This window comes from Roseovarius gahaiensis, assembly GCF_011601345.1.
Lineage (GTDB): Bacteria > Pseudomonadota > Alphaproteobacteria > Rhodobacterales > Rhodobacteraceae > Roseovarius > Roseovarius gahaiensis.
The window spans coordinates 14,261-37,807 of the sequence record NZ_JAAORB010000008.1 but is presented as its reverse complement, the minus strand read 5'-3'; the positions used below and the strand labels follow the sequence as shown (position 1 = coordinate 37,807).

At 61.2% G+C, this 23,547-nt stretch carries 23 protein-coding genes; 9 read left to right on the top strand and 14 right to left on the bottom strand.

The window, feature by feature from the left end; translation table 11 throughout:
* Positions 1–171: 171 nt before the first annotated feature.
* Positions 172–3,423, top strand: a complete 3,252-nt coding sequence (locus HAT86_RS06515; protein ID WP_167194681.1) for a Hint domain-containing protein — start codon at positions 172–174, stop codon at positions 3,421–3,423.
* Between the two features lie 48 nt (positions 3,424–3,471).
* Here the strand turns inward: HAT86_RS06515 and HAT86_RS06510 are convergent, their stop codons facing one another.
* The 5 genes from HAT86_RS06510 to HAT86_RS06490 form a co-directional block, all read right to left on the bottom strand.
* On the bottom strand, positions 3,472–4,017 hold the full coding sequence (locus tag HAT86_RS06510) for a flavodoxin domain-containing protein (RefSeq protein WP_167194678.1): 546 nt from the start codon (positions 4,015–4,017) through the stop codon (positions 3,472–3,474).
* An 86-nt stretch (positions 4,018–4,103) separates the two neighbouring features.
* On the bottom strand, positions 4,104–4,883 hold the full coding sequence (locus HAT86_RS06505) for a gamma-glutamyl-gamma-aminobutyrate hydrolase family protein (RefSeq protein ID WP_167194675.1): 780 nt from the start codon (positions 4,881–4,883) through the stop codon (positions 4,104–4,106).
* Between the two features lie 254 nt (positions 4,884–5,137).
* Positions 5,138–5,311, bottom strand: a complete 174-nt coding sequence (locus tag HAT86_RS06500; RefSeq protein ID WP_167194672.1) for a DUF2256 domain-containing protein — start codon at positions 5,309–5,311, stop codon at positions 5,138–5,140.
* Positions 5,311–6,807, bottom strand: a complete 1,497-nt coding sequence (locus tag HAT86_RS06495; RefSeq protein WP_167194669.1) for an FAD-binding domain-containing protein — start codon at positions 6,805–6,807, stop codon at positions 5,311–5,313. The genes HAT86_RS06500 and HAT86_RS06495 overlap by 1 nt, the downstream gene beginning before the upstream one ends.
* Before the next feature lie 38 nt (positions 6,808–6,845).
* Positions 6,846–7,043: a hypothetical protein gene (locus tag HAT86_RS06490; protein WP_167194664.1), complete on the bottom strand. Its 198-nt coding sequence runs from the start codon at positions 7,041–7,043 to the stop codon at positions 6,846–6,848.
* 109 nt (positions 7,044–7,152) lie between these two features.
* Between HAT86_RS06490 and pepN the strand changes: the two genes are divergently transcribed.
* Positions 7,153–9,705, top strand: coding sequence for an aminopeptidase N (gene pepN / locus HAT86_RS06485; protein WP_167194660.1), 2,553 nt, complete (start codon positions 7,153–7,155; stop codon positions 9,703–9,705).
* 6 nt (positions 9,706–9,711) lie between these two features.
* Here the strand turns inward: pepN and HAT86_RS06480 are convergent, their stop codons facing one another.
* A complete protein-coding gene (locus HAT86_RS06480) occupies positions 9,712–10,404 on the bottom strand; it encodes a transglycosylase SLT domain-containing protein (protein ID WP_167194657.1) in 693 nt (230 codons plus the stop codon).
* A 142-nt stretch (positions 10,405–10,546) separates the two neighbouring features.
* Here HAT86_RS06480 and HAT86_RS06475 point away from each other — a divergent pair, with 142 nt between their 5' ends.
* Positions 10,547–11,860 (top strand): hypothetical protein, encoded by a 1,314-nt coding sequence (locus HAT86_RS06475; protein ID WP_167194654.1) that lies wholly within the window; start codon positions 10,547–10,549, stop codon positions 11,858–11,860.
* Between the two features lie 76 nt (positions 11,861–11,936).
* Positions 11,937–13,445 carry an Asp-tRNA(Asn)/Glu-tRNA(Gln) amidotransferase subunit GatB gene (gene gatB, locus HAT86_RS06470; protein WP_167194873.1) on the top strand — a complete coding sequence of 503 codons (1,509 nt, stop codon included), beginning with the start codon at positions 11,937–11,939 and terminating at the stop codon, positions 13,443–13,445.
* Positions 13,446–13,474: 29 nt separating this feature from the next.
* Here the strand turns inward: gatB and HAT86_RS06465 are convergent, their stop codons facing one another.
* The 8 genes from HAT86_RS06465 to HAT86_RS06430 form a co-directional block, all read right to left on the bottom strand.
* Positions 13,475–13,963, bottom strand: a complete 489-nt coding sequence (locus HAT86_RS06465) for a thioesterase family protein (protein WP_167194651.1) — start codon at positions 13,961–13,963, stop codon at positions 13,475–13,477.
* Between the two features lie 71 nt (positions 13,964–14,034).
* Positions 14,035–15,702 (bottom strand): ABC transporter permease, encoded by a 1,668-nt coding sequence (locus tag HAT86_RS06460; protein WP_167194647.1) that lies wholly within the window; start codon positions 15,700–15,702, stop codon positions 14,035–14,037.
* A 106-nt stretch (positions 15,703–15,808) separates the two neighbouring features.
* On the bottom strand, positions 15,809–16,189 hold the full coding sequence (locus HAT86_RS06455; RefSeq protein ID WP_196780536.1) for a DUF6746 family protein: 381 nt from the start codon (positions 16,187–16,189) through the stop codon (positions 15,809–15,811).
* A gap of 147 nt (positions 16,190–16,336) precedes the next feature.
* Positions 16,337–16,825 carry a bacterioferritin gene (gene bfr, locus HAT86_RS06450; protein ID WP_167194644.1) on the bottom strand — a complete coding sequence of 163 codons (489 nt, stop codon included), beginning with the start codon at positions 16,823–16,825 and terminating at the stop codon, positions 16,337–16,339.
* Positions 16,800–17,066: a (2Fe-2S)-binding protein gene (locus HAT86_RS06445; RefSeq protein WP_167194641.1), complete on the bottom strand. Its 267-nt coding sequence runs from the start codon at positions 17,064–17,066 to the stop codon at positions 16,800–16,802. Before HAT86_RS06445 ends, bfr begins: the two co-directional genes overlap by 26 nt.
* A gap of 15 nt (positions 17,067–17,081) precedes the next feature.
* Complete coding sequence (locus HAT86_RS06440) at positions 17,082–17,546, bottom strand: hypothetical protein (RefSeq protein ID WP_167194638.1); 465 nt, start codon at positions 17,544–17,546, stop codon at positions 17,082–17,084.
* Positions 17,543–17,707: a hemin uptake protein HemP gene (gene hemP / locus HAT86_RS06435; protein ID WP_167194635.1), complete on the bottom strand. Its 165-nt coding sequence runs from the start codon at positions 17,705–17,707 to the stop codon at positions 17,543–17,545. Before hemP ends, HAT86_RS06440 begins: the two co-directional genes overlap by 4 nt.
* On the bottom strand, positions 17,707–17,871 hold the full coding sequence (locus HAT86_RS06430; protein WP_167194633.1) for a hypothetical protein: 165 nt from the start codon (positions 17,869–17,871) through the stop codon (positions 17,707–17,709). The genes hemP and HAT86_RS06430 overlap by 1 nt, the downstream gene beginning before the upstream one ends.
* Before the next feature lie 360 nt (positions 17,872–18,231).
* Between HAT86_RS06430 and HAT86_RS06425 the strand changes: the two genes are divergently transcribed.
* The 5 genes from HAT86_RS06425 to ptsP all read left to right on the top strand — a co-directional run bounded on the left by HAT86_RS06425 (position 18,232) and on the right by ptsP (position 23,542).
* Positions 18,232–18,669, top strand: a complete 438-nt coding sequence (locus tag HAT86_RS06425; RefSeq protein ID WP_231125839.1) for an NUDIX hydrolase — start codon at positions 18,232–18,234, stop codon at positions 18,667–18,669.
* A 65-nt stretch (positions 18,670–18,734) separates the two neighbouring features.
* On the top strand, positions 18,735–19,190 hold the full coding sequence (locus HAT86_RS06420) for a DUF1178 family protein (RefSeq protein WP_167194627.1): 456 nt from the start codon (positions 18,735–18,737) through the stop codon (positions 19,188–19,190).
* A gap of 22 nt (positions 19,191–19,212) precedes the next feature.
* Positions 19,213–19,860: an SDR family oxidoreductase gene (locus HAT86_RS06415; RefSeq protein WP_167194624.1), complete on the top strand. Its 648-nt coding sequence runs from the start codon at positions 19,213–19,215 to the stop codon at positions 19,858–19,860.
* 125 nt (positions 19,861–19,985) lie between these two features.
* On the top strand, positions 19,986–21,224 hold the full coding sequence (locus HAT86_RS06410) for an aspartate kinase (protein ID WP_167194621.1): 1,239 nt from the start codon (positions 19,986–19,988) through the stop codon (positions 21,222–21,224).
* Between the two features lie 74 nt (positions 21,225–21,298).
* Complete coding sequence (gene ptsP, locus HAT86_RS06405; RefSeq protein WP_167194618.1) at positions 21,299–23,542, top strand: phosphoenolpyruvate--protein phosphotransferase; 2,244 nt, start codon at positions 21,299–21,301, stop codon at positions 23,540–23,542.
* Positions 23,543–23,547: the final 5 nt, after the last annotated feature.

Sequence of the window (23,547 nt, the reverse complement as noted above, 5' to 3'; positions counted from 1 at the left end):
AGCCAGACACAGCTTTGCCTAAATCACCTCGAAATTACGCCGTATGACTCGGTTAACCTAGGATGAAGGGATGGTGCCCGAGCAGTGTGTGCAAACCCATCCTTAACAAGATGATGAGACAATCCGCCCTGAGCAGTGTGCGTTTTGCCGGGGTGAAAAGGAGTGTGAGTGATGGCAACTGGATATCTGGTAACGCTTGGCGACGAATCGCTTGACGCTGGCGATTACATCTCGGGAACGCAGTCCACCTTTGCCATCGACTCCACCCTTGGCACAGGCCAGTGGAGCTGGAGCGGCGTCTTCGAGGGCGACGGTCGGTTTTATTCCGGCGTCACAGACACTGGCACCTATTACACGGGCACCGACGGCAACGTCTATTTCATTCCTGACACGTGGTTCACCACCAGCGGCGACGCCAGCGTGGTCAGCGCCCCGGCCTATACGTCCGGTCCTGTGACGGTGGATGGGACAACTGGCGACGACTTGATCAATAGCGATTATATCGACGCGCAAGGCGATCAGATCAGCAATCAGGCAGAATCCGTTTCGACCAGCGATGGCGACGATACAATCACAGGCAGCGGCGGTGCCGACACAATCAACGGCGGTGCCGGTCTTGATGTCGTGGATTATGCCGACTCGGACGCGGGCGTAGATGTCAATCTGGACACCAACAGCTTTTCGGGGGGTGATGCCACTGGCGACACGGCGACCGGGCTTGACGGAATCATCGGCTCTGCCTTCAACGATACGCTGACAGGTTTTGACCGCGAGTGGCTGACCGGCGGATCTGACGACTACACCAACATCCTTGACGGTGGTGCGGGCGATGACGTCATCGACGGCATGGCGGGACGCGACAGCCTGTATGGCGGTGTTGGCGACGACACGATCCTTGGCGGCGACGGGGCTGATTATATCGAGGGCGACGGCATGTCGTCCGTGTTCAACCCGGCGGCCCACCCAAGCGCAAGCAGTCTCACAGAGTCCAGTTTTGATCTTGTGAACGACAGCAACATCACGGTCGAACTGTTCTGGATCAACGAAAGCGGGACACCCGTCAGCTATGGCACCATTGCCCCCGGCGAGACGGTCACGCAGCCCACTTTTGTCGGGCATACATGGTATATCGCGGATGCCAATACCGGCGCGCCGCTGCAATATCTGGGCGCGCCTGCCGATGGCAGCACCATCACCTATGCCCAAGGCAATGACAGCATTGATGGCGGCGATGGCGATGACACCATCCTTGCGGGCGGCGGCGATGACACAGTCGATGGCGGCACCGGCAATGACAGCATTGATGGCGGCGCGGGCAATGATCTGATCGACGGCGGCACAGGTCAGGACACGCTGTTTGGCGGCGCGGGGCAAGACACGCTTGTCAGCACCGGCTTCAACGACAGTCTGGATGGCGGCGCCGATGCCGACCTGTTCGACATTGATCAATTGGACCCGGCAGGATCAATGAACCTGACGATTGATGGCGGGTCGACCGGCGACGACAATGATACGCTTGATATCTCGGGGCTGCTCGCCGATGGCTGGACCATCACCAATTTGACGCAGAACCCCGAAACCGCGGGCAACCCCGGGTTCAGCGGTCAGGTCCAGCTGTCACGCGGCTCTGACCCGGAGACGATCTGGGCGACGATCAATTACACGGATATCGAGAAACTGATCCTCGCGCCCAGCAACGATCTGGTCGAAGGCACCGAAGATGCCGACCTGATCGACGTCGATTACACAGGCGATCCCGAAGGCGACCGGGTGGATGCGGGCGACAACCTTGCCGGCAACGACGATGACGAGATCCTCGCAGGCGGCGGGGATGACACGGTTTTCAGCGGCGCAGGCGATGACATCGTCTATGGCGGGGCCGGCGAGGACAGCATTGACGGCGGCGACGGTGCCGACCTGCTTTACGGTGACGATATTCTGGCCGACCCGGTCACGGTGCAGAATTCCGGGTTCGATTCCGGGGCTACGGGCTGGACCGTCACGGGCGACGGCACATTTGTCTATGGCGTAGACGGTGACGATGCCATGGCGTTCAACGCCAATGATCAAGGCACCGGCGGCACGGTCGAACAGACCATCACCATGCAGGCGGGCCGGGACTACGAGCTTTCGCTGGACGCGTCTGAATACGATATCGCTGGCGGCGAAGGCGAAGAAGACGGAGAGGGCGAAGAAGACGGCGGGGGCGGCGTCGGGGACCACACGCTGTTGGTAGAGGTCATCGACAGCAACGGCACTGTCATCGCGACCCAGACGCAGGTCATCGCAGATGATACCGAACAGACAGTCACGCTTCCTTTCACCGCGACCACCGATGATGTCACACTGCGGTTCACCAATCCCACCTCAACCGCGACCGTGAATACAGATCTTATGATCGACAACATCACGGTCACCCCGGTTGAACCCACAGATGCGGGCAATGACAGCATCGACGGCGGCGCAGGCGATGATACCGTCTTTGGCGGGGATGGCACCGACACGATCTCGGGCGGCGACGGTGCCGATAGCATTGACGGCGGCGCGGGCGATGACACGATCATCGTCGATCAGGGCGACACGGCCCTTGGTGGCGATGGCGACGATACCTTTATCTTGCAGGATCTGGATACCACCGGCACCGGCAATGACCCGATCACCATTGTCGGCGGCGAAGGCGGCGAAACCAATGGCGACACGCTGATCCTGACACCGGATGTCACCCAGTCGGACATCACCTTCAGCAGCGAAGACGATGCCACAGGTGGCCTGTCGGGCAGCTTTACGATGGCCGATGGCACATTCGTGCAGTTCTCGGAGATTGAGAATATCATCTGCTTCACGCCCGGCACCAACATCCTGACCCAACATGGCGAACGCCCAATCGAAACCCTGCGCCTCGGCGACATGGTCGTGACCCGCGATCATGGGCTGCGCCCAATCCGCTGGATTGGAAAACGCAGCGTGCGTGGGCACGGCGATTTTGCCCCGGTGCGCATTGGCATCAATGCAATGGATGGGGCACGCTGCGGCCTGCTGGTTTCCCCGCAACACCGCATCCTTTTCACCGGCTACCGGGCCGAGCTTTTGTTTGGTGAATCCGAAGTGCTGGTGCCCGCAAAACACCTGATCGACGGGCAGGAGGTGGTGCAGGAAGATCACGATGAGGTGACATATATCCACATCATGTTCGACTCTCACGAGGTGATCTATGCAGACGGTATCGCCACCGAAAGTTTCCATGCAGGCGATGTGGGTCTGTCGGCGATCTGTGAAGCGGCCCGCGAAGAACTGTTCGCGATCTTCCCCGAGCTGCGCAGCGCGCCGGGCCACCATCTGGAAACCGCACGCACCTGCCTGAAGCGGCACGAAGCGCGGCTGTTGGTGCACCAAACCGGCAAGGATACCTTCCGTGAGCGTTGATCCGATTAGTCGCGCGATCGCATAACAGAAAATAGCGGCCGCGGTGGGTTAGGCCCCGCGACCGATCCGCCCAGCCCAATCCAGAACAAGCCCGCGCAACGCCGTCCAATCTGTGAATTCTGTGTCGGAGTGCGGGTCGATATCCTGCCCCTTGCGCAACGCGATCCATCGCATCGCCCATGACTTCAGAAAATCATACTGCGTAAAGCGAAACGCCCCGGCCACCTGCGCCACCTGCCCCGGCGTCCATCCTGTATCTTCGATGAACCGCGCAGTGATATCATCGAGATCGGCCAGTTCCTCTGGATCTTGGCCTACAATCGCCAGCGAGACCGACAAAAACAGCGTCGGGCGCGCGTTCAACGCATCTGCGTGGGTGACGGCAAAATGCGCCAGATCGGCCTGATAAGCCCCCATATGCACCGATCCGGCACCAATCGCCGCATCAAAGCGCGCCACATCGAAATCGCTTTCGTCGCCCGCGGGTTGCATGACCTCAACGGAATGCCCCGCACCGATCAGGGCATCGGCGCAAAATTGGCATATGCGCCGGGTTTGCCCCTCGGATGTGCCGTAAAAAATCAAGATTTTCATTCAGGCCCCCGCGTGGCTGGTTGCGCACGCCATATCACGCGCAGCACATATTTGGCTTTGTCGCCGATCAAACCGGGCCGCGGAATTTAGGCCGATTGACGGGCCGGGCGCAGCTTTCCCAAGGCCCAATCGCGGGCCGCGTCACCAAAGGCCGTAAACAGCGGACGGCTGACCGGATCGTTGGCGGCGTTATGTTCCGGGTGCCACTGCACCCCCAAGACAAAGCCGCGCGCACCTTGCACATAAAGCGCCTCGGGGGTGCCGTCGGGCGCATAGCCGTCAATCACGATATCGCGCCCCGGTTTCACCACGCCCTGACCGTGCAGCGTATTTGTCAGCACCTCTTGCGCGCCCATCAGACGGTGAAACACGCCGCCTTCGGTAAAGCGCACAGTGTGGCGCAGGGCAAACTTTTCCTCCAGCGTGCCATCGGGGGGCATGCGATGATTGTCGCGCCCCGGCAACTCGCGGATTTCGGGGTGCAAGGTGCCGCCAAGCGCTACGTTCACCTCTTGAAAGCCACGGCAGATGCCCAGAATGGGCTGACCGCGTTCCAGACAGGCGCGCACCAATGGCAAGGTGATCGCATCGCGCGCGCGATCAAACGCGCCATGCGCCTCGGTCGGGGTTTCGCCATATTCTTCGGGGTGGACATTGGGCCGCCCGCCGGTCAGCACAAAGCCGTCGCAGGCCTCAAGCAACTCTTCGACCGACACAAACCGCGGATCGCTTGGCACCAGCAGCGGCAGGCCACCCGCGACGCAGGCCACCGCTTCGGAATTCATCCGGCCGCCCGCATGAACGGGGTAATCGTCGTTGATCACATAGCTATTGCCGATAATGCCGATAACGGGGCGCTTTGTCATGATGATCCCTTGCTTGAGTCCCATCTGTTGTACCCTGCCTGTTCAGATAGGAAAATGCCCGTTGCCGCACAACGCCCCGCGCATATACGCAGAGGCGGACCAAATGCACGATTTCATAACACATTTTGACTATAAAAGACCCGCAAGGCGTGGCCATGGCATCGCTTGCGATGTGCGTGACCGATCAACATGCATCCCTGATCGGGTTTGCGCGCCACGTCTTGCACCTTTGGACCCTGCGCAGAAGGTCAGCGTCACCCTGTGTGATCGGTCCGCGCGTCGCGCGTTGTGCGCGCGCGCCTGCACCGGTCGGAACAATAGCGCACCTCGTCCCAGACTTTTGCCCATTTGCGCCGCCACGTGAATGGCCGCCCGCAGGTGGCGCAGATTTTCTGTGGCAGGTCAGATTTGCGCTTTTGGCGTGGCATCAGAACTCGAACCGCATTTGCCGGTCCGGCGCGGGCGGGTCCGCACGGCGGCTTTTGCGGCTGCCATGTTTGCGCACAACCTGCCGCGCGGTCGCGCCAAAGCCGTCCTGCTTGCGCACCGCCCAGACCCGTTCGCGCGCCGCCCGCGCCGCGCTTGCGACATCGACCAGCGGTTCGGGATAGGCCTTGCCCAAGACCTGACCTGCGCCCTGCCATAGCCAAGGCTCTTGCAAATGCGCGTCCGGGACATCGCGCAATTCGGGCAACCAATGCCGGGTGAACGCACCCGTCGGATCCTGATCATGGCCCTGCTTGACCGGGTTATAGATGCGGATCGTGTTGATCCCGGTGGTGCCGGATTGCATCTGCATTTGGCTCCAGTGAATGCCGGGTTCGTAATCGGTGAACAGCCGCGCCAGCACAGGCCCGGTGGCCCGCCAATCCAGCCAGAGGTGATACGACGCCACCGCCACCACCATCGACCGCATTCTGAAATTCAGCCACCCCGTGGCCCGCAAAGATCGCATGCAGGCATCAACAAAGGGCACCCCGGTTTCGCCCATTGCCCATGCCGCCAACCTTGCGGCATCCGGCGGCATCGGGCGCAGCCCCTCATAGGCCGGGTGAAGGCATCGCCGCTCAAGCGCCGGTTCATCCTCTAGCTTTTGGATAAAGTGATCGCGCCACGCTAGGCGCGACTGAAACGACCGCATCGACCCCGACCAGCCATTGCGCCCGCCTTTGACCTCGGCCGCGCGCGCGGCCCCGGATTGGGCGGCCTCGCGCACCGAGATCGTGCCAAAGGCCAAATGCGGGCTCAGCCGCGAACAGGCTTGCGCCCCGTCCAGCGGCGATGACATCGCCCGCCGGTAGTTTTGGCCACGGTGATGCAAAAAACTGCCAAGCGTCTCCAGCGCCGCTGCCCGACCGCCGGGTTGCCGCCTTGGGCAAGGATCGGGCAAGCCCAGATCGGCGGCGCTTGGCATGGGATCGCTTGACGCATCCACACCACGTAGTCCCTGCACAGGCCCAAGCGGTGCCTGCTGCACGAACCCGTCCCGCCGTGTTTGCCAGCGGTCACGGGTTTTCAGCCGCCGCACGACCCCGGATTGCGGCAGTTCATGCCACGCCACCCCTTGCGCGCGCGCCCATGCGGAAACGCGCTGATCGCGGCCATAGGTCCATGCATTGCCGGTTTCCTCGTGGCTGATCAGCGTTGTCGCCCCATGGTGGCGGCGCAAGGAATCCAACACCTCAACCGCATCGCCCACGCGCAGCACCAGCGACAGGCCGAGGCTGGCCAGATCGGCGCGCAAACTTTCCAAACACTCCGCGACGAAATCATACTGCCGGGCCGAGGCATCGGGTTGCCGCCATAACGCGGGCTCGATGATGTAAAGCGGCAGAACAGGCCCGGCCTGCGCCGCCCGATGCAGCGCCGGATGATCGGCAATGCGCAAATCACGCTTGAACCATAAGACCGCGGTATCCCTCATGGGTTAGGTTTTAGGCGCGCAAGCCGCCGGGGCAAGGGCTATTGCGTTTCAACCTCAGCTCCGGTGCGCGCGTCAATGCGGGTTTCGGGGGTCACAGGCTCTTGGCCCTTGGCGGCCAACCATGTGATCAGCCCCAATAGCAGAAGCACCGCGACTATGATCGCTCCCTTGATACCCAGAAGGGCGGGTTTGTGCTCTTTTTCCTGCTTTTCAACATCGGTGTTAGGTGCTGACATCTCAAATCCCTCCGTTTCAAATTCACTTTCGGCAGGCATTGCGTTGCACAGCCCGCCGCATCGCCCTACCGTCGGCAAAACTTCTCGCTGACCGACGGAGACGCCCGCGATGAAAGACGCCTCACCGCAGACAATATATTTGTCCGACTACACGCCGCCAACTTATCTGGTGGATCAGGTGCATCTGACCTTCCGCCTGCATCCGGAAAAAACCCGCGTTATCAGCCGGATAGAGTTTCGGCCCAACCCCGCCTCACAATCGCGCGAGTTCTTTTTACATGGCGAAGATCTGCGCCTGATTTCGGCCCGGATCGACGGCCAAGAGGTCTCGCCGGACATGGTGCAAGGTGGGCTGCGCTGCGATGTGCCCGACGCCCCGTTCGTGTGGGAGGCCGAGGTTGAGATTGCCCCGGCGCAAAACACCGCGCTTGAAGGGCTTTATATGTCGTCGGGCATGTATTGCACCCAATGCGAGGCCGAGGGCTTTCGCAAAATCACGTATTACCCCGACCTCCCCGATGTGATGGCCACCTTCACCGTGCGGATCGAAGGCGAAACGCCGGTGATGCTGTCCAACGGCAACCCCGGCGCAACCCGCGCGAGCTTTGCCGAATGGCACGATCCGTGGCCCAAACCGGCCTATCTGTTCGCGCTTGTGGCCGGGGATCTGGTCAGCCACCCCGGCGCGTTCACAACCCAATCGGGCCGTCAGGTTGAACTGAATATCTGGGTCCGTCCCGGCGACGAAGGCAAATGCGCCTTCGCCATGGAGGCGTTGAAAAAATCCATGACATGGGATGAACAGGTCTATGGCCGCGAATACGATCTGGACGTGTTCAACATCGTCGCCGTGGATGATTTCAACATGGGCGCGATGGAAAACAAGGGGCTGAACATCTTTAACTCAAGCTGCGTTCTGGCCAGCCCCGAAACCAGCACCGACGCCAATTTCGAACGGATCGAGGCGATCATCGCGCACGAATATTTCCACAACTGGACCGGCAACCGCATCACCTGCCGGGATTGGTTTCAACTGTGCCTCAAGGAAGGGCTGACCGTCTATCGCGATGCGCAGTTCACCGCCGACATGCGCAGCGCGCCGGTGAAACGGATCAGCGACGTGATCGCCCTGCGCGCCCGTCAGTTCCGCGAGGATAACGGCCCGCTGGCGCATCCGTTGCGGCCCGAAAGCTTTGTCGAGATCAACAATTTCTACACCGCCACGGTGTATGAAAAAGGCGCCGAGGTGATCGGCATGCTCAAGCGGCTGGTCGGCGATGCGGCCTATGCCAAGGCGCTTGATCTGTATTTCGACCGCCATGATGGGCAGGCCTGCACCATCGAAGATTGGCTGGCCGTGTTCGAAGAGGTCACAGGCCGCGACCTTGGCCAGTTCAAGCGCTGGTATTCGCAGGCTGGCACGCCGCGCCTGCGCGTCAGCGATGACTATCACGACGGCACCTATACCCTGCATTTCGAACAGGACACGCCGCCCACCCCCGGCCAACCCGACAAGGCGCCGCAGGTTCTGCCGATTGCCGTGGGCCTGCTTGGCCCCAACGGCGACGAGGTGCGCGCAACCACCGTTCTGGAGATGACCGAGGCCAAGCAAAGTTTCACTTTTGACGGGCTGGCCGCGCGGCCGATCCCGTCGATCCTGCGCGATTTCTCGGCCCCAGTGATCCTTGAGCGCGACACCGACAATGCCGAGCGCGCGTTTCTGCTGGCCCATGACACCGACCCTTTCAACAAATGGGAGGCGGGGCGCGCCTTGGCCCGCGAAGGGCTGATCGCGATGATCCTTGATGGCGCGGCACCCGATGCCGCCTATCTGGACGCGGTGCAGGCCATGGCCCGCGACGATAGCCTTGATCCGGCGTTTCGCGCGCTGGCGCTTGGCCTGCCCAGTCAGGACGATCTGGCACAGACGCTGCATGACCGGGGCCACACCCCCGATCCGCAAGCCATATGGGAGGCACTGGAAACCTTACGGCAAGCCCGCGCGCAACACTGTCAGGATCTGGCGGTGCGATTGTATGCGCAATATCAGGTGGATGCGCCCTATCGGCCCGATGCCGAACAATCCGGCGCGCGGGCGCTGGCCAATGCCGCGCTGGCCCTGATCACCCGCACCGATGGCGGCGCGCAGGCGCAACGCCAGTATGACGCTGCCACCAACATGACCCAGCAACTGGCGGCGCTGTCGTGCCTGTTGCAGGCGGGCAAGGGCGATGCGGCCACGGCGCAGTTCTACGATCAATGGCGCGATGACCGGTTGGTGATCGACAAATGGTTCATGATGCAGATCATCAATGCCGATCCCGAAGAGGCCGCCACCGTGGCCAAAAGGCTGACGCAACACCCTGATTTTGGGATGAAAAACCCAAACAGGTTCCGCGCCACCCTTGGTGCGCTTGCGGCCAATCCGGCGGGCTTTCATCATGCCAGCGGCGCGGGCTATCGCCTGTTGGCCGATTGGCTGATCTGGCTTGACCCGGTCAATCCGCAAACCACCGCGCGGATGTGTTCGGCGTTCGAGACATGGAAACGCTATGACGATCAACGCCAGACCATGATCGCGCAGGAACTGGACCGCATCCTTGCCACCCCCGACCTAAGCCGCGACACCACCGAAATGGTCAGCCGCATTCGCGGCACCTAAACGGGATCAATCGGCGGTGCTGTTCGCGGTGGGCGTCGTGGGCCGCGCTTGCGGACGCACAGCGCCCAACGGTTTGCAATAGCTTTGGCGGCGGACCCAAGCGCGCATATCCTCGCGCTTACTGCGGCTGTGAAACGGTCCCCAATCCGCGGCCACGCCGCGCATGCCTTGGGCCACAACCCCGTCGCGGGGCACGGTGCGGGCCATGATGCGTATTGCACAGCTCAGGTTGTCGGGGCCGTGTTTCAGCGCCGGACCGCTGCCCGCGCGGCACCCATAGCCGCGCGCGGTTGATGGTAAGATTTGCAGCAATCCATACCATTTCCCGCCGCCGCCCACGGCGTCAGCGCGATAAGTGCTTTCATGCTTGGCCAGTGCCGACAGGAACCCAACCCAAAAGGCCCGCCGCCCGTCGACATCAGAATTGCGATAAGCCGGGCACCAATCGCCGATATCACGCGGGACCATATCGGTCAGAACACGACCATGCGCTTTTAGCGCGGAAAGGGCCGCGCGCGTCCAGATCTGGCTTTGTGCGCCTTTATGTTCCCAGCGGGTGCGCGGCAGGTTGGCTTCGCGCGCAGCCGGTGGCTTGATCAAGGCAAGCGACGATGTGGCTGCCGGCTGTTCAGCCTGCACCCCCCCACCGCCAAAGGCGACCAGACACACAACACACAAAAGGACCGCAAAACGTCGCATGGGCGCAGTTTGTTCGCTTTTGCCACACAAGGCAATCCCGCCGATCATCGCCACAGTTTCCCCGGCATCATCGCACAAACGCCCTCTTTTGGCCGAAATCCGCGGGCATCTTGACGACAGTAGTTGTATTCGTGGAGCGCACATGCAGTTCACCTCTTTTTTGTCGGCAACCCGCGACGCAGCGCGCACCGTCTCTGCATCGCCAAAGCCACGCCTTGGGTGGAGCGGGGCGCTGGCGCGTCTGCGCCGCAAGCCGCAGCACGATCTTGAGGCGATGACCAAGCGCATCATCCTACCATCGCTACCAGTCAGCGACGAAGAAATGGCCCGCGCCACCCATCAAGATCTTGGCCAGAAACTCGTCCGGCAAGAAAAATGGGCCGAACTGGCCGCCCGAATCGAATATGCCGATGATTGCCGCCTGTCCACGCCGGGGGGCGAAGCGGCGTCGATGCTGCTGGCCTTTGGCGCGCGCAGCGATGTGCTTGCCGCGGCCGAAGACGCGATACACGATGGCACGATTCCTGATCCGGCCGGGGTCGAAGCGTTCGAGGAAATGCTGGGCGACCACTACGGCAACCCGGCCTGCGCGCTGGTCGTGGCCTTGACCCATTTCGATATCGGCTGGGCGTGGCAAACCGCCATCGGTACCGGCCATGTCGCCGATACAGCCGAAAGCAAACTACGGATTGCTGCCCATTTTCGGCGGGCAAACGATATCATGGCGCCGTTCGATCCGGTTGATCTGGACGCGCCATCGGTGGCCGCCGCGCAATGCGCCCTGCTGGCGGCGCATCCGCAGGCCCGCCACAAGCTGGCCAATGCCTATGAACAATTGATCGACCTTGACCCCGACAGCCCGGCCTACATGCGGGCCCTTGGCCGGCATTTGCTTCCGGCGCATTTTGGCGACTACGAACAACTAGAGCTTGAGGCACGCCGCACCGCCGCGCGCACGGCCGAATTCTGGGGCGCGGGGGCCTATGCTTGGGTCTATCTGGATGCGCTGACCCATGATGAAGGCGCCCTCCACACCGTCGATACGGGATTTTTCATCGACGGTCTGCGCGATATTCTGGCCCGCAAGCGCGACCAGCATGTCACCAACATGCTGGCGGCTTTTTGCGCCATTGCCATGGCCCCCGACCCTGCCCGAGACCGTGACCGTGACCGTCCAGCGCGACTGAGCGCTTCGGCCGATCAAGCCCGCAAAAAACTGCATGACTGCACCGATTGGATATTGTCCAACCATCTACAAGAGCTTCACCCGCTGATCTGGTCGCAGGCATTGCTGCCCGCACGCCTGACCCCGGCCCTGCCCTCGCGCCGCGCATTGATCACCAAGGGGCGGCAGGCGGCCTTGCGCGCCATCGCGCTGCGCTTTGCCGATGATATTGCCGATGGCAGTTCCATCGCCTTCTCGTCCTCGGGCATGTATCGCCTGCCTGCGTTGTAAAACATGCAGGCCACCCTTGCCCGCCGCGCGCCTCTGGCCTAGAACGCGCAAGTCACGAGCGATGGAGACAATCGGCATGCTGGACCTGACCTATGAAGCCCCGAAACCCAAGGTGATCGCAGGCGCGAAACACGATTGGGAACTGGTCATCGGCATGGAAGTGCATGCGCAGGTGGCCTCAAACGCGAAACTGTTTTCCGGGGCCTCCACGCAATTCGGGGCCGAGCCTAATTCAAACGTGTCCTTCGTTGATGCGGCGATGCCGGGTATGCTGCCGGTGATCAACGACTATTGCATCGAACAGGCCGTGCGCACCGGGCTGGGGCTGAAGGCCGAGATTAACCTTTGGTCCGCCTTTGACCGTAAGAATTATTTCTACCCCGACCTGCCTCAAGGCTATCAGATTTCGCAGCTGTATCACCCGCTGGTCGGCGAAGGCGAAATTCTGGTGGATATGGAACCGGGCATCGCCCGCAAGGTCCGGATTGAGCGGATTCACGTTGAACAGGACGCTGGCAAATCGATTCACGACATGGACCCGGCGATGTCTTTCGTTGACCTGAACCGCACCGGCGTGGCGCTGATGGAAATCGTCAGCCGCCCCGACATTCGCGGCCCCGAAGAGGCCGCCGCCTATGTCACCAAGCTGCGGCAGATCCTGCGTTATCTGGGCACCTGCGACGGCAACATGCAAAACGGCAACCTGCGGGCCGATGTGAACGTGTCCATCTGCCGCCCCGGGGCCTATGAAAAATACATGGAAACCCAAGATTTCGACCATCTTGGCACGCGCTGCGAGATCAAGAACATGAACTCGATGCGGTTCATCCAGCAGGCCATCGAATACGAGGCACGCCGCCAGATCCAGATCGTTGAGGGTGGCGGTGCGGTGGTGCAGGAAACCCGCCTGTATGATCCCGACAAGGGCGAAACCCGCTCGATGCGGTCCAAGGAAGAAGCGCATGATTACCGCTATTTCCCCGACCCCGATCTGTTGCCGCTTGAGATTGAGCAAGCGTGGGTGGATGGCATCAAGGCCAGCCTGCCCGAACTGCCCGACGAGAAAAAGGCGCGGTTCATCGCCGATTATGGCGTGACGGAATATGACGCCAGCGTTCTGACGGCGGATGTTGATCTGGCACAGTATTTTGAAGACTCGGTGGCCGGTGGCGATGGCAAACGCACCGCCAACTGGATCATCAACGAAGTTTTGGGCCGTGCCAACAAGGCCGAGGTGCCCCCCCGCCAAATCGCCGCCCCCGACGTCAACGCCGCGATCATGGCGATGGTCGGCAAGGATGAGATTTCCAGCAAAATGGCCAAGGACGTTTTGGAAATCCACATCGAGACCGGCGACGCGCCTGACAAGATCGTGGAGGACCGCGGCATGAAACAGGTCTCGGATACCGGCGCGATTGAGGCGGCGGTAGATCAGATTATCGCCGACAATCCCGCGCAGGTGGAAAAGGCCAAGGTCAATCCCAAGCTGGCAGGCTGGTTCGTGGGTCAGGTGATGAAAGCCACCGGCGGCAAGGCCAACCCAAAGGCGGTAAACCAGATCGTCGCGCAAAAGCTGGGGCTGTAAGGCCCCGCCACGGCGCGCGGTGGCGCCTGCTACCCTTTAGCCCTCCGGCGTAGGCCGATTTTTGCGCCCACACCTTCGGGGCGGGGCAATTGCGCGTGCGTGGCTGCCATCGCCGCCACACGGGCATGTATATCCGCGGGCATCGGCACCACCTTGGGGCCAGACAGATCGACATGCAGGGTCAGCCCTTCGCCGGTCGCAGCCAGCCAGCCGTCTTCGTGGTAAAGTTCCTGAAAGCTATGAAACTTCTTGTCGTCATGTTCGATCAACCAGAATGACGACCGAACCCTGTCGCGCAGCTTCAACTCGCGCAGGTAACGGATGTGAAATTCGGCGGAAAAGGTGCTGTGATTGTGCTTTTGAACATAATCAGGGCCAAAGCCAAAGCTTTCAAATGCCTGATCCGCAGCACGGTCGAACAACACGGTGTAATAGCCCATGTTCAGGTGGTTGTTGAAATCAATCCACCCGGTCTCGATCTCCATAAAGGACGACATGAAAGGCGCGGGCTGCAACATGGGAAACTACTCTGCTTGGTATAAACGCGCGCCTTATGGCCGCTGCGCCACGCAAAGTAAACCGCAGCGCCCTACCCCGCGCTGATTGCGGTGCCGACTTTGGCACTTTGTCGACCCGTGCTGGCGTCACGGCCCAAGGTTCGGCACAGTAACGCCACCGGGATCAACCCGAACGCCACCAGCACCAACGACGGCACCGCCGCCTCGGTCAACCGCTCGTCCGAGGCCAGCCGATGCGCCTGCACCGCCAGCGTCTGGAAGTTGAACGGGTGCAGGATCAGCGTGGCGGGCAGTTCTTTCATCACATCCACGAAAACGATCAACAGCGCGGTCAACAGGCTGGTGCGCGCCACCGGCAGATGCACCCGCCACAACAAGCGCGTTCCCGGCTGGCCCAAAGACCGGCCAATCGCGTCGTAATGCGCGGGCACCGTGGCCATCCCGCTGTCATAGGCATTCAGCGCGGCCGCCATGAAGCGCACGAAATAGGCCACGATCATCAGCCAGACCGACCCGGTGATCAAAAGCCCGGTGCCAAAGCCAAACCAAGCCTCGCTCAGGTCGTCGATCAGGTTGTCGAGCGCCGCCATCGGCACCATCAGCCCCACGGCGATCACCCCGCCGGGCACCGCATAGCCCAACCCCGCCGCGATCACCATCAGACGCGAGCGGCGTTCCGGCCGGGTGCGGGCGCGGAAACTGATCAGCACCGCGCCGATCACCGTCAGCACCGCCGCGACACTGGCCAGAACGACCGAGTTCTGCATCAGGTCCAAATAGCGGCTGTCGAACAGGTTCTGCCCCGATCCGACGGCCATCACCCCCAGCATCACCACCGGGATGAGAAACCCAAGCAAGACCGGCAACAGGCAAATCAGCATGGCCAGCCATCCCGCCGCACCGGTCAGGCGCGGTTTTTCCATGGTTTCAAACCGCGCCCCGCGGCCTGCGGTGCGGGCCTTGCCACGCTGCGCGCGCTCCAGCCCCGCCAGAAGTAGCGCAAAGGTCAGCAAGCACAGCGAAAGCTGCGCCGCCGCCGCGCGGTCACCAAGGCTGAACCACGCCTGATAAATACCGGTGGCAAAGGTCTGCACGTTGAAAAACGCCACGGTGCCGTAATCGGCGATGGTCTCCATCACCGCCAGCAGCGCGCCGCCGGCAATGGCGGGCCGCGCCATTGGCAGGGCCACGCGCAAAAACGCTCTCATCGGTGAACGCCCCAAGGTGCGGGCCACCAGAAAGGCGTTCGACGACTGCTGCCGGAACGAGGCCCGCGCCAGCAAGTAAACATAGGGATACAGCACGATGGTCAGCATCAAAGCCGCCCCGCCAAGACTGCGGATCTCGGGAAACCAGTAATCGCGCGGCCCCCATCCTGTCACATCGCGCAGCAGGGTCTGCACCGGGCCCGGATGATCCAGAAGCGAGGTATAGGCGTAGGCCAACACATAGGCCGGAAAGGCCAGCGGCAGCGCCAGCGCCACTTCAAGCCAGCGCACACCGGGAAAGCGATACACCGTGACAAGCCACGCCGTGATACTGCCGATGATTGCGGTGGACACCCCGACAATGGCCACCAGTGCCAGCGTGGTGCGCGTATAGCGCGGCAAGACCGACGACAAGACATTGCGCCATGTATCCAGATCCCCGGTAAACGCGGCCAACGCCGCCGCCAGAATGGGCGCAACGCACACGATGACAATGATCCACGCAAGACGATGCAGCAGGCTTTCCGACATGTCTGGGCCTTTCCAAGGGTCTGGCGCATGGCTGCCACAAAATGGTCGCCTGCACCAGCCCAATCCCGACCAAAACACTACGACACCTGCGCCGGGCTGCTATGCCTTAGCGGTCCAGCACTTCGGCCTTTTCAAGATACGCCTCGGCCACAGTCCGCAAACCCGCAGTGTCGTCGCCTTCCGAGGCAAGATGCACCTCTTCCAGAACCACGGGCAGCGCGCCCAGTTCTTCATTGATCTTGGCCAGTGCGATTTCCAGCGTATAGGTCAGTTGATGGATTTCCTCCATATCGGCCACGCTCAGGTCGTCGCGGGCCAGCACATCCTGCACCTTGTCGTTATACGTCACAAAGTTTTCAACCGCCTCGGCCAGCGTCTCGGATGGCTGTGCCTCATAATGCGACATGCCCTCTTCGGCGTCGGCCTGTGTCAGCCCGCCCAGTATGATCGCGGTGGCGGTCACCATCAGTTTGATGGAATGTTTCATTGTCTCGTCCTTGATATTTTTAGTTGCTGGCTGCCGTCCACGGATTGGCAGCGGCAGAACCCTGCCGCTTTCCCGTTCAGGTCGCTGTTTTCAGGTTTCAGTCACCAGACCGATTGCCGCATACCTGCAGGCAGACCGGCCCCGGTCCTAGCTTTCGCCCTCGTCCGCAGCCGACGCATTGAGCAGACCGTAACGTTCCGCACCAAGGCTTTCGTGCAGTTCGATCTGCGTTTCAAGAAAGTCGATATGCCCTTCCTCATCTGCGATCAGCTCTTCAAAGATGTTCTTCGACACATAGTCACCCACGCTGTCGCAATGCTGGCGAGCCTCGATATACAGGCTGCGCGCGTCATGCTCGGCGGCCAGATCGGCCTCCAGCGTTTCGCGCAATGTCTCACCAATGCGCAGCGCATCAAGTTTTTGCAGGTTCGGGTGCCCGCCCAAAAAGATGATCCGCTCGATCAGCTTGTCGGCATGGTGCATCTCTTCAATGCTTTCCTCGCGGCTTTTGTTGGCGATTTTGCCGTAGCCCCAGTCTTCTTGCAGGCGATAATGTAGCCAATACTGGCTGACCGCCGTCAACTCGCTGCGCAGTGCTGCGTTAAGAAATTCAATTACCTTTTCGTCGCCCTTCATGGTGTCTTTCCTGTGTCATGGCGCGGCGCAAACCGCGCAATTGCATTGGTACCTCAAAGTTGTCACATGCGCGCAACGTTTCAACGAAGTGCGGCAGACATCCGCCGCAATCCGCTTTCTTGCCCAAGGCGCGATACACCTTGCCGGGCGTGATCAATACCTGCGGGTCGGCGGCGCGCATCCAGTCGACCGCGCGGCGAATGTCGTGATCGGTGATCGACATGCAGTGACAGACAATCATGCTTATCCCTCTCTCCTAATGCCGGGTGACGCTGGCCGGTTCGGGAAAGGCCGGCGATTGCCGCAAACCCGCCTGATACAGGTACAGCCCCGCCTGACGCGCCGCATCGACCATCGGTAACAGCAGCGGGCCTTCGACCAACAGCGACGCGATCAGCATCGCGTCTTCACGCTCGCCCGTGGCGGGGACCATGACGAAATGCGCAAATATCGCCTCGTCCGAACCGACACAGGCACAGCGCGCCCCGTGGCGGATGATCGGTCGGCGGCCATGGCGCAGCACGATGGCCATCACGTCGCCCATCGCCCGCAGGCAGGCCCGCGCCTTGACCGGGCCAATCGCGGGCGACAGCAAGGCCATCACCGCCTCGGGGCCATCACTCCAGCCGCGCAAGCAACGAATTGCCAATACCTCGGCACCGGGCAGCCGCTCTATCGCGGCCACCGGGAATGCCCCGACCATATCGCGATCATGTATCATTTCGTCAAAATCAGCTTGCCAGCGCGGGTGATGCGCAGGGTGTAAATCTTGCCGTCCAGAATGATATTGGCGGTCGTGCCGCCTTGGGTCAGGTCGCGGGCATCATGACAGGTGGGGTCGGGCAGCAACTCGGGCTGCTGAGCGGTTTGCGCGCGAATCATTATCTTGCCTCCAGCCTGTCCAACAGGGCCTCCAGCCAGATGTCGCTGGTCACGCCGCCTTGAAACGCGGTGGCCAAAAGTTCCTTGCGCCACTGCATATGTTCTGCCGCCCGTTTGGACGACGCAGCGTTGCGCGGCGCGCGAGAAGAATCAGAGTGAACCATGCCAATGCTCCATGCCTAAAAACAAATATGCGATGCCGGCTGGCCCGAATGGGGTGGCTGGGCACGTCTTTTCTGACAAATTCACTTGGTTATGTCAATTCTGATTTTTTTACTCAGGCTATTTAATGAAACCAAAGCCATCCCATCCGGGTCAAAAATCGCCAAAACTGCGGGGAAACGGGCACATTCCACTGCATCCTTGATCCCGATGCGCATCCTTTTCTGGCCAAACATCGCCGTGCCTGACTATAATTTCACGTGAACGGCCCCGGCGACAGGGGGGCGCAACAAGTGACTGGGCACAAGAAAGGCCACCGCATGACCCTTCACACGCGAAGGAAGATGCCAATAAGCCTGCGCATGCGCAGCAAAAGCGACCTGCGCACGCAGTTTGGCGCATTGTGCTACCGCATTCGCAAGGACAAGCCCGAGGTTCTGTTGATCACATCGCGCGGCTCGGGTCGCTGGATCATCCCAAAGGGCTGGCCCATGTTGGGCAAGACCCCCGGCGAATGCGCCCTGACCGAAGCGTGGGAAGAGGCGGGTGTACAGGGCAAAGCGTCCGAGCAGTGCCTTGGTCTGTTTTCCTACACCAAGATTGACGAAACGCGCGAGAACCTGCCCTGCGTCGGGCTGGTCTTTCCTGTCAAGGTCAAGGCACTGGCCAAAACCTATCCCGAGGCTGGCCAACGCCGCCGCAAATGGCTGCGCCCGAAAAAGGCCGCTACACTTGTATCCGAGCCTGAATTATCTGTGATCCTGCGCCATTTCGACCCTGCCCACCTCCAGCGAAAGTAAATCCGTTTCACCTTGATATTTCCCCCTAACTGCATATTTTCGGTGAAATTCTACTGGGCAAAAAGATGATCCAATTTTCCCTTCAATGTGACGGAAATCACCGTTTTGACAGCTGGTTTCAATCGTCCGCTGCCTTCGACAAATTGTTGGCAAGCGGCATGGTGTGTTGCCCTGTGTGCGGATCGGACAAGGTGGAAAAGGCGATGATGGCCCCGCGCGTTTCGGACAGCCGGTCACAAGCCCATGCCGCCACGGACACCACGACCAGCCCTGCGCGCGGTGCCCTCAGCACCCCTGCAACAGCCGCCGAACGCGCCCTGACCGAGTTGCGTAAGCAGATCGAATCAAACTCGGAATATGTTGGCATGAATTTTGTCAGCGAGGCCCGCAAGATGCACAATGGCGAAACGCCCGACCGCACCATTCACGGGCAGGCCAAACCCGAAGAGGCCCGCAAGCTGGTTGAAGATGGCGTGCCGATCATGCCGCTGCCCTTCATGCCGGGTCGTAAAACCAATTGACGTTTCTGAAAGGACACACGCCATGCATATCGTGATCACCGGGGCCAACCGCGGCATCGGACAGGCGCTTTTGACGCGCTACCGTGCCGCCGGCCATGAGGTCACCGGCACATCGCGCAGCGGCGCGGACGGTTTGGCCAAGCTGGATGTGACCGATCCGGCCAGCGTCAGCGATTTTGCCCAACAGCTTGCCGGGCGGTCGGTTGATCTGTTGATCTGTAACGCCGGTATCTATCCGGATAAGGGCCACAGCCTGCCCGATGGATACCCCGCGCAGATGTGGGCCGATACTTTTGCCACCAATGTCACCGGCGTCTTTCTGACCATCCAGGCGCTTTTGCCCAATCTCAAGGCGGCTCAGGATGCCAAGATCGCGATCATGTCCAGCAGGATGGCCAGCCACGAGCACGCCCCCGGCGGCAGCTATATCTATCGCGCGTCCAAAGCGGCGGCGCTGAATCTGGGGCGCAATCTGGCGGTTGACCTGAAACCCGACGGGATCGCCGTCGGCATCTACCATCCCGGTTGGGTGCGCACCGATATGGGCGGCACAGCGGCCGATATCTCGGTGGACGACGCCGCCGATGGCCTGATTGATCGCTTCGCCGCCCTCGGCCCGGACAGCACCGGGTGCTTCCAGACGTGGGACGGCCAAGATCATCCCTATTGATCCTGCGCAAAAATAGCGCAAACCCTCGCGAAACCGCCTGTCAGGGCGGATAAGCGATATTGTCGCTCTTGCCCTTGTCCGCCAGCCCGCGTAAACCCCGCCCGATTATTGACAGGGACGCAGACATGCCCGTTCTCGTGATGAAATTCGGCGGCACCTCGGTCGCTACGCTTGACCGCATCCGCCGCGCTGCCAAACGCGTCGGCGTCGAAGTGGCCAAAGGCTATGACGTGATTGTCATCGTTTCGGCCATGTCAGGCGAAACCAACAAATTGGTGGGCTATGTCGGTGAAACCTCGCCGCTTTATGACGCGCGCGAATACGATGCCGTGGTCAGTTCTGGTGAAAACGTCACCGCAGGGCTGATGGCGCTGACCTTGCAGGAAATGGATGTGCCCGCGCGCAGTTGGCAGGGCTGGCAAGTGCCGGTGCAGACCACCTCGGCGCATTCTGCCGCACGCATCGAAGACATCCCGACCGACAATATCAACGTCAAGTTCGCCGAAGGCATGCGCGTGGCCGTTGTTGCGGGCTTCCAAGGTGTCAGCCCAGAAGGCCGGATCACCACCCTTGGCCGGGGCGGATCAGACACCACAGCCGTGGCCTTTGCCGCCGCCTTTGATGCCGAGCGCTGTGATATCTACACCGATGTCGATGGTGTCTATACCACCGACCCGCGCATTGCCGACAAGGCGCGCAAACTCGACCGGATCGCATTCGAGGAAATGCTGGAACTGGCCTCGCTGGGGGCCAAGGTGCTGCAAACTCGTTCGGTCGAGCTTGCGATGCGCTATAATGTTAAACTGCGCGTGCTCAGCAGTTTCGAAGAACAGTCAGACGCGGCAGGCACGCTGGTCTGCTCCGAGGAGGAAATCATGGAATCCAATGTCGTCAGCGGCATCGCCTATTCCCGTGACGAGGCGAAAATGACCCTCATCTCGGTCGCCGACCGTCCGGGCATCGCCGCCGCCATTTTCGGGCCGCTCTCCGAGGCGGGTGTCAACGTGGATATGATCGTGCAGAATATCTCGGAAGAGGGTCGCACCGACATGACCTTTTCTTGCCCCACCGATCAGGTGCTGCGCGCCGAAAAAGCGCTGGCCGCGGCGAAAGAGCGCGGCGACATCAATTACCATGACCTTGTTGCCGATACCAATGTCGCCAAGGTTTCGGCAGTGGGCATCGGGATGCGCAGCCAATCAGGGGTTGCCGCCAAGATGTTCAAAACGCTCAGTGACGACGGCGTGAACATCAAGGTTATTGCAACTTCCGAGATAAAAATTTCTGTTTTGATCGACCGGAAATACATGGAACTCGCCGTTCAGGCACTGCATGATGCGTTCGAATTGGACAAAACGGCCTGATCCCGGCACAGTCTGCCGAAACGGGACAAAGGCCGCGTGATCAAGATACGACGGCTTCGGGGACGGCATTTGCCATGACGCAGGACTTTCAAACCGACAGCCGCCAGATGCTGGGCCGCCTTCGCGCCGTCATGGCCGAAGACGCTGCCGGTCAGCAGCGTCTGGACCGGATTACCACCCTCATCGCCGAGGAAATGCATGTCGAGGTCTGCTCGATCTACCTGTTTCGCGATGAAGACACGCTTGAACTTTGCGCCACCGAAGGCCTGAACCCCGAAGCGGTGCACGAAACCCGCATGAAACTGGGCGAAGGTCTGGTGGGGCGCGTCGCGCGCACCGGCCAGATCATCAATACCGCCGATGCCCCCGGCACGCGCGGTTTCCGCTATATGGCCGAAACCGGGGAAGAGGCCTATTCCGGCTTTCTTGGCGTCCCGGTGCAACGGCTTGGTGAAATGCTGGGTGTTTTGGTGGTCCAGACCAAAAGCGCCCGCAGCTTTTCCGATGACGAGGTCTATGCACTTGAAGTGGTGGCCATGGTTATCGCCGAAATGGCCGAACTTGGCGCCTTTGTTGGCGAAGGCGCGGCCATGTCCGCGCGCCACCAACAGCCGGTTTTGTTTCGCGGCACCTGTGCGCAGGAAGGCGCTGCGCGGGGGCATGTCTGGCTGCACGAACCGCGCGTCGTGGTCACCAACCTGATTGCCGATGATCCACATCGCGAATTGGAACGCCTGCAAGACGCCGTCGAAGATCTGCGCGTCGGTGTTGACCGTATGCTGTCCACGGCGGCGAGCGGCGACAAGGATCAGCTTCAGGTGCTGGAAGCGTATCGGATGTTCGCCAATTCCAAGGGCTGGATGCGCCGCATGGAAGAGGACATCGGCCGCGGCCTGTCGGCCGAGGCCGCCGTGGAAAAAGAACAATCCACCGCCCGCGCCCGCATGGGTCAGGTCAGCGACGCCTACCTGCGCGAACGTCTGCACGATCTAGATGACCTGTCCAACCGCCTGTTGCGCATCCTGACCGGTCAGGGCAACCAGACCGGCGCAGAAATGCCCGCCGATCCGATCCTGATCGCGCGCAATATCGGCCCCGCCGAATTGCTGGATTACGGGCGATCGCTTAAAGGGATCGTGCTTGAAGAAGGCTCGGTCGGGTCGCACGCCGCGATTGTGGCGCGCGCGCTTGCCATTCCGCTCGTGATCCACGCCAGCCGGATCACCACCGAGGCGCTGAATGGTGATCCTATCCTTGTCGATGGCGATCAGGGGATCGTGCATTTGCGGCCCGACGATACCGTTGTCGGGGCGTTCCGCGACAAGATGGCGATGCAGGCGCAGGCACAGGAAAGCTATGCCTCGATCCGCGACAAGCCCGCCGAAACGCTGTGCGGGCAGCGCATTACGCTCAAGATGAATGCCGGCCTGATGGCCGATCTGCCCAGTTTGGAAAGTTCAGGCGCCGAGGGCGTGGGCCTGTTTCGCACCGAATTGCAGTTTCTGATCCGCAACCACATGCCAAAGCGCGCTGAACTAAGCCAGCTTTACGCCCGCGTGATCGATGCGGCCAAAGGCAAACGTGTGGTGTTTCGCACCCTCGATATCGGGTCGGACAAGGTGTTGCCCTATATGAAGGCCGTGGACGAGCCCAACCCGGCCCTTGGCTGGCGCGCGGTGCGCGTTGGATTGGACAAGCCCGGCGTCATGCGCATGCAGCTTCAGGCGCTGATCCGCGCGGCGGCGGGCCGCCCACTGACGGTGATGTTCCCGTTCGTGGCGCAGCGCGAAGAATTTACCGCCGCCCGCGCCGAGATGGACAAGGCGCTAGAGCGTGAACGCATTCTGGGCCACCCCCTGCCCGAAAGCCTCGAGGTCGGGGCGATGCTTGAAACGCCATCACTGGCCTTTGCGCCCGACAGCTTTTATTCCGAGGTCGATTTTCTGTCGATCGGAGGCAATGACCTCAAACAGTTCTTCTTTGCCGCCGACCGCGAGAATGAACTGGTCCGGCGGCGCTATGACACGCTGAATGTCAGTTTTCTGACCTTTCTGGAAAACATTGTGCAACGCTGCGCAACTACCGATACGCGCCTCAGCTTTTGTGGTGAAGACGCGGGCCGCCCGGTCGAAGCCGCCTGTCTGGCCGCCATCGGCCTGCGGTCGCTGTCAATGCGCCCGGCCTCAATCGGGCCGGTCAAATCGATCCTGCGCCGGGTCGACCTGTCCGAGATGCACCAAATCATCCACACCACGCGCGACGAGGGCCACCAATCTGTCCGCCCGGCCGTGATGGAATACCTGCGCGGCAAACTTTAGGACAC